This window comes from Streptomyces sp. MBT65, assembly GCF_016612545.1.
Taxonomy (GTDB): Bacteria; Actinomycetota; Actinomycetes; order Streptomycetales; family Streptomycetaceae; genus Streptomyces.
Map to the genome: position 1 here is coordinate 1 of NZ_JAENRY010000420.1, position 6502 is coordinate 6502.

6 protein-coding genes are annotated in these 6502 nt (G+C 70.4%); 5 read left to right on the forward strand and 1 reads right to left on the reverse strand.

Going from position 1 to position 6502, the window contains the following annotated elements; translation table 11 throughout:
* The first annotated feature begins 3 nt into the window (after positions 1-3).
* The gene (locus JHN63_RS46860) at positions 4-1017 is read left to right on the forward strand and encodes a glycoside hydrolase family 26 protein (protein ID WP_200691245.1); all 1014 of its coding nucleotides are present in this window, start codon (positions 4-6) and stop codon (positions 1015-1017) included.
* Positions 1018-1081: 64 nt separating this feature from the next.
* On the opposite strand, the gene JHN63_RS46865 is transcribed toward JHN63_RS46860, so the two are convergent.
* The gene (locus JHN63_RS46865) at positions 1082-2194 is read right to left on the reverse strand and encodes an arabinogalactan endo-beta-1,4-galactanase (RefSeq protein WP_374223010.1); all 1113 of its coding nucleotides are present in this window, start codon (positions 2192-2194) and stop codon (positions 1082-1084) included.
* 319 nt (positions 2195-2513) lie between these two features.
* Between JHN63_RS46865 and JHN63_RS46870 the strand changes: the two genes are divergently transcribed.
* The 4 genes from JHN63_RS46870 (at position 2514) to JHN63_RS46885 (ending at position 6433) form a co-directional block, all read left to right on the forward strand.
* Complete coding sequence (locus JHN63_RS46870) at positions 2514-3449, forward strand: ABC transporter ATP-binding protein (RefSeq protein ID WP_200691241.1); 936 nt, start codon at positions 2514-2516, stop codon at positions 3447-3449.
* On the forward strand, positions 3446-4291 hold the full coding sequence (locus JHN63_RS46875) for an ABC transporter permease (RefSeq protein ID WP_200691242.1): 846 nt from the start codon (positions 3446-3448) through the stop codon (positions 4289-4291). The genes JHN63_RS46870 and JHN63_RS46875 overlap by 4 nt, the downstream gene beginning before the upstream one ends.
* Positions 4292-4418: 127 nt before the next feature.
* Positions 4419-5735 (forward strand): sensor histidine kinase, encoded by a 1317-nt coding sequence (locus JHN63_RS46880; RefSeq protein ID WP_200691243.1) that lies wholly within the window; start codon positions 4419-4421, stop codon positions 5733-5735.
* Entirely contained in the window at positions 5732-6433 is a 702-nt protein-coding gene (locus tag JHN63_RS46885; protein WP_200691244.1) for a response regulator transcription factor, read from the forward strand. Before JHN63_RS46880 ends, JHN63_RS46885 begins: the two co-directional genes overlap by 4 nt.
* The last annotated feature ends 69 nt before the right edge of the window (positions 6434-6502 follow it).

Genomic DNA, 6502 nt, shown 5'->3' on the forward strand with positions numbered 1-6502 from the left:
CCCGTGGCCCCGCCCGGGACGCGCCGCACTCCGTCGGCCCTGTTAACCGTCGTCCTCGCGCTCGTCCTGCTGGCCGGGCCCGCCTGTGTACCCGGTGCCGAGTCCCCGCCCCCGCCCGTGCGGGCGGCCACCGCGCCCAGGCCCGGCCCGCCGACGGCCTACGGCGCCTACGTCGGCTACGGGATCGACGCCGTGCGGCGGGTCGCCGGGTTCGGGGCCTGGCTGGGGCGGCCCGAACCCCGGGTCGGGCACGCGTATCTGGCCGGAGACAACTGGACCGACATCGAGGGCGTCTCCGACGACCTCGCCGTCTGGGCCGACTGGCGGAGGAACGAGGCGGACCGGCTGCTCGTCCTCAACGTGCCGATGCTGGACCGCAACGAGGACCACCTGCCGGACTCCGTGGTCCGCGCCGAACTGGGGGAGGGGGCGAACGGCCGCCACGACGAGCACTTCCGCGTCCTCGCCCGAAGGCTGGTCCAACTCGGCGTCCCCGACACGGAGATCGTCCTCGGCTGGGAGATGAACGGCACCACCTACACCCACCGCTGCGCCCCCGACCCCGATGCTTGGAAGCAATACTGGACGCGCATCGTCACCGCGATGCGCTCCGTCCCCGGGCAGCGCTTCCGCTTCGACTTCACCCCCAACCGCGGCCGTGACGCGATCCCCTGGACCGACTGCTACCCCGGCGACCGCTACGTCGACGTCATTGGCATGGACGCCTACGATGCCCCCCGCGGCCTGTCCTTCGCCGATCAACTCACCGAGCCCTACGGCCTGTTGGCGCAGGCCGACTTCGCCCGCGCCCACCACAAGCCCATCGCCTACCCCGAGTGGGGGCTCTACGAGAACGGCGACAACCCCTCCTACATGCGCGGCATGCTCACCTGGATGGCAGGGCAGCGCCCGCTCTACCAGACCATCAGCGACTACTGCCCCCACGGAGTGTGGCGCTGCCGAGCCAACCCCAAGTCCTCGGCCGTATACAGAGCCTTGACGGATCGTCAGCCGTGAACACGGAGAGCGGCACCGCCCGGAGGAGAAGGCGGCGCCGCTCGTATGCCGTGGAACTACCGTCCTACGGCGTCCACTTCACGTTCGGGTTCACCTGTCCGGTCCAGTTGAAGATCGCCATGTTGTCCCAACCATCCCCGCTGGTAGCGATGTTGGCCGGGTCCCAGCCGTTGCCGGTGACCGCGTACCAGGTCGGCTCCCAGTAGAAGACCCCGATCGCCCCCGCACTGCGCGCCGTGTTCTGCACGGCGGTGAACTCCGCGCCCTGGCCCGCCCAGGTCAGCGGATAGCCCGAGCACCCCGATGTCACCGAGTTCGCCGTGCTGTCCGCGTCGGACGTGGTGAACGGATAGGCCGTCTCCGCGATGATGACGTCCTTGCCGTAGCGCGACTTCATGTCCGAGACGACGCTGCCCATGTTGGCCAGCGTGCCGTGCCACATGCAGTAGTAACTCAGCCCGGTGATGTCCCAGTTGACGCCCTGCGCCTTGATGCCGTCGTAGAACCAGCGGGCGTTGGAGTCGCTGTCCGCGTCGGCCGTGTGGATGATCACCTGGGTGGAACTGTTGCACGCCTTGGTCGCGTTGTAGCCCGACTTCAGCAGCAGACCGAGGTTGGTGAAGCTGTTGTTGACGACCTTGCCGTCGTCCCACAGCATGCCGACGTTGATCTCGTTGCCGATCTGCACGCTGTCCGGGGTGGTGCCCTGGGACTTGAGGCTGTTGCACACGTCGTAGGTGTAGTTGTAGACGTCGGTCTGCAGCGCGCCGATGCCATGGCTCGACCAGGCCGCGGGCTTGTACTGCTTGCCCGGGTCGGCCCAGGTGTCCGAGTAGTGGAAGTCGATCAGCAGCTTGAGGCCCTTGGCCTTGACCTGCTTCGCGTAGGCCAGCACCTTCGCCTTGTTGTTGTAGCCGCTGGCGGGGTTGTTCCAGATCCGCAGGCGGACGTAGTTGACGCCGGCGCCCTTGAGGATGTCCAGCGGGTCCTGGGCGGTCCCGCTGGAGTCGTAGTACTTGGCACCGAGGTCGATCGCGCGCTGCGCGGACGAGACGTCGGCGCCGAGCATGGTGAGCGAGTTCGCGGCGGCGGCGTCGGTGGGGGTGAGCATCGCCGCCGGCAGGGCGACTGCGGCCAGCAGCAAGGCGGCCTTCACTATGCGGCCCGGGATTTTCACGGGGTACCCGACCTCCTTGGGTCGACTGACATGCGCATGCGGGTTGGTTCTGAGAACGTTCACAGTAAGAGAGGTAACAGGCGCTGTAAATATGTGTGTCGGTTGTATTTCCCGCAGTTGGTGGGCACGTTCATCGCGTGAAGGGAGTGGGAACGTACACAACTCATGCACATAGTGCACAGCGCGCAGTGGTACCGCGGTACTACGCCCGTCCCCGCAACGGCCCCTCGGTACGACGGGTTCGAGCCCCTCCGGCTCCTAGCGTTGCCGGTGGAAAGGCCCCGTGGGGGGCGGCGGCACGTGAGCGTGAGGGAAACCGATGATCGAGGCACACCAACTGACGAAGCGGTACGGGGAGAAGACGGCGGTCGACCGGCTGGACTTCGTCGTCCGGCCCGGCACGGTCACCGGCTTCCTGGGTCCGAACGGCGCCGGGAAGTCCACCACGATGCGCATGATCGTCGGCCTGGACGCGCCCACCAGCGGCACCGTCACGGTCAACGGCAAGCCCTACGCCGCCCACGGCGCACCGCTCCAGGAGGTCGGCGCGCTCCTGGAGGCTAAGTCGATCCACCCGGGCCGCTCCGCCTTCGACCACCTGATGGCGCAGGCCCACACCCACGGCATCCCGCGCCGCCGGGTCGACGAGGTCATCGAGCTGACCGGGCTCCAGTCGGTCGCCAAGAAGCGGGCCGGGGCCTTCTCCCTCGGCATGGGCCAACGGCTCGGCATCGCCGCCGCGTTGCTCGGCGACCCGGCGACCGTCATGCTCGACGAACCCGTCAACGGCCTCGACCCCGAAGGCGTGTTGTGGATCCGCAACCTGCTGACCGGGCTCGCCGCGGACGGTCGTACCGTCTTCGTCTCCTCGCACCTGATGAGTGAAATGGCCCTGGTCGCCGACCACTTGATCATCGTCGGGCGGGGGCGGCTGCTGGCCGACACCACCGTTCAGGACCTGGTCCGGCATGCCGGAGGCGACACCGTCACCGTCGCCTCCGAGCAACCGGCCAAGCTGCGCGAGGTCCTCGCCGGTCCCGGTGTCGAGATCACCGGCGAGGTCGGCTCCGAGGAACTGCACGTCACCGGGGTGAGCGCGCGGGACATCGGCCGCAGGGCCGCCGAGCACGGCATCCCGCTCTTCGAACTCAGCGCGCGCACCGTCTCGTTGGAGCAGGCGTTCATGGACCTGACCCGGGACGCCGTCGAGTACCACGGCTCCACCACCGTCGAGACCACCGGGAGGGCCGCGTGAGCACCGTCACCGCGACCGACACCGCCGCACCCGCAGTCGTACGACAGGCCCGTCCGCCGTACAAGGTCACCGGGCGCCGGGTGCTGCGCTCCGAGTGGGCCAAGCTGTGGTCCCTGCGCTCCACCTGGATCACCCTGGGCCTGGGCCTGCTGTTCCTGATCGCGTTCGGCCTGATCGCCGCCGCGCACTACAAGTCCTCCTACGACGGCGGGCACTTGAGGCCCGACGACGCCAACTCCACCGCGCTCGACATCTCCCTGTTCGGCACGAACTTCGCGCAGCTCGCGCTCGGTGTGCTGGGCGTCCTGGTCACCGCCGGCGAGTACTCGACCGGCATGATCCGCTCCACGCTGGCCGCCGTACCGCGCCGCCTGCCCGTGCTGTGGTCCAAGGCCCTGGTGTTCGGTGTGGTCGCGCTCGGGGTCTCCCTCGTCGGGGTGTTCGTCGCGTTCCCGATCGTCAGCGGCATCGTCTCCGGCACGCCCGCGGCCCTCTCCTTCTCCCACTCCGGAGTCGTCCGCAGCCTGCTCGGCGCCGGTCTCTACCTCGGCCTGGTCGGCGTGATCGGCACCGCGCTGGGCGCGTGGCTCCGCTCGGTCGCCGGCGGCATCTCGGTGCTGGTCGCCTCGCTGATGCTGGTGCCCGGACTGATCGAGTTGCTGCCCAGCTCCTGGCAGGACGACATCAGCCCGTATCTGCCGAGCAACGCGGGCCAGGCTATGTTCGCGCTGACCCACGACTCGACGACCCTCTCGCCCGGCGCCGGACTCCTCGTCTTCCTCGCCTGGACGGCGCTCGCGCTGGGCGGGGCCGCCCACCGACTGCTGAAGACCGACGCCTGAGCCGATTCCCCCCACGGCCACGGCGCGGCATCCGGCCTGTTCACAGGCGGGGTGCCGCGCCGGTGGTTCGCGCGGGGCGGCCCCACAATGGACAGGTGACCCCCATGAACCCGGACCAGTGACACCGATGAGCCCCGACGACCCCGCCCATGTGCTGTTCGCGGAGACGGACCTGCCGTGGAGCCACCCCGTGGCCGGCCGGCTGTCCCGGTTCGGCCGGCGGATCAAGCAGGGCGACCGGCGGCACCCCTGGGTGCTGGACACGGCTCTGACCGTCCTGGTCCTGCTGATGTTCTGCCTGCCGGACCTGCTGGACGACGACGACGGCCGGCGGCGCGGCTTCGACAACAGCTTCATCCACCTGCCCTGGCCGGTGACCATCGCCCTTCAGCTCGGCCTGGTGCTGCCCCTGCTGTGGCGGCGCCGCCGACCCACCCTGGCCTTCGCGCTGATCGCCGCCGTCTTCTTCGTCCAGGCGGCGCTGGGGGTCTGGCTGCGCGCCGACGTCGCCCTGCTGATCTCCCTCTACAGCCTGGTCCTGCACGGGCAGTTGCGGCGGCTGCCCGCCGCCTGCGCGGTCACCCTCGCCGCCCTGGGTCTCTTCGCGCTGCGGCTGCCGTCCGAAGTGCCGGTCCTGGACGCGCTGTTCGTCCTGTTCAGCACCATCACCGCGGCCGTCGCCCTCGGCTTCGTCGTCCGTATCCGGCGCGCCCAGCTCGCCGTACTGCGCGACCGCGCGGCCCGGCTGGAGATCGAGCGCGACCAGCGCAGCAAACTGGCCGCCGCCGCCGAACGCACACGCGTGGCACGGGAGATGCACGACATCATCGGCCACAACCTCTCCGTCATCATCACCCTCGCCGACGGCGGCGCCTACGCCACCGACCTCGCCCCCGAACGCGGCAAGCAGGCCCTGCTCCTCATCGGCGACACCGGCCGCCAGGCGCTCGGTGAACTCCGGCGCATGCTGGGCGTGTTGAGGGTGCAGACCGCCACCCCCGACGCCCCCGAACTCAGCCCGCAGCCCGGCATCGCCGACCTCGACGCCCTGTGCGCCCGGATCCGCGCGGCCGGCCCCCAGGTCGTCTACCGCACCGGCGGCGACCCGGCCGCCCTGGACCGCGGGGTCCAGCTGACCGTGTACCGCATCGTGCAGGAGGCCCTCACCAACGCCCTCAAGCACGCGGGCCACGACACCCGCGTCGAACTGGCGGTGAACGTCGAGAACGCCCGGGTGCGCATCGACTGCCACGACACCGGCCCGGCCGGGACCGCCACCGGACCCGCACCGAGCCACGACGAAGGACACGGACTCGCCGGCATGAGAGAACGCGCGGCCCTCTACCACGGCACCGTCACCGCGGGCCCCGCCCCCGGCGGCGGCTGGACGGTTCGGGCCACCCTCGACCTCACCCCGCTCGACGTGATCGGGGGAGCGGCATGACGACCGTGCTCATCGTGGACGACCAGCCCCTCCAACGCCTGGGATTCCGCATGCTGCTGGAGGCCAACCCCGACACCGAGGTGGTCGGCGAGGCCGGGCACGGCGGCGAGGCGGTGCGGATGGCGGCCGAACTGCGGCCCGACGTGATCCTGATGGACGTACGGATGCCCGGCATGGACGGCATCGAGGCCACCCGCCGGGTCGTCGCGGCCGGCGACCGCTCCCGCGTCCTCATCCTGACCACCTTCGACCTCGACGAGTACGCCCACGAGGCGCTGCGCGCGGGAGCCAGCGGCTTCCTCCTCAAGGATGCCCATCCCGAGGAACTCCTCGCCGGCATCCGCGCGGTGGCCTCCGGCGACGCGGTCATCGCCCCCGCCCTCACCCGCCGGCTGCTGGACGCCTACGCCCAGCACCTGCCGAAACACTCACCGGAAGGCCCCGAGGCGGAGCCCGCGACGGACGACCCCCGCATCCGCTCCCTGACCGAACGCGAACGCGAGATCCTCGTCGCCATGGGCAGAGGCTGGACCAACGGCGAGATCGCCGAGCGCCTCTTCCTCTCCGAGTCCACGGTGAAGACCCATGTCGGCCGCGTCCTGGCGAAGGTCGGCGCCCGCGACCGCATCCAGGCGGTGATCCTGGCCTACGACCTCGGCCTGGCCCGCCCCAACTCCCCCGAGCAGGAGAGCACCTGAGGCCTGCCGGACGACCCACCGGTTGCCCGCCGCCCCGCGAACCCCCTGCTCACACCGGGTTTCCCAGCC

What these genes read in the sequence shown, in the direction of transcription:
- JHN63_RS46870 (WP_200691241.1), top strand. Translation starts at nt 2,514, where the DNA reads ATGATCGAGGCACACCAACTGACGAAGCGGTACGGGGAGAAGACGGCG.
- JHN63_RS46880 (WP_200691243.1), top strand. Translation starts at nt 4,419, where the DNA reads ATGAGCCCCGACGACCCCGCCCATGTGCTGTTCGCGGAGACGGACCTG.
- JHN63_RS46885 (WP_200691244.1), top strand. Translation starts at nt 5,732, where the DNA reads ATGACGACCGTGCTCATCGTGGACGACCAGCCCCTCCAACGCCTGGGA.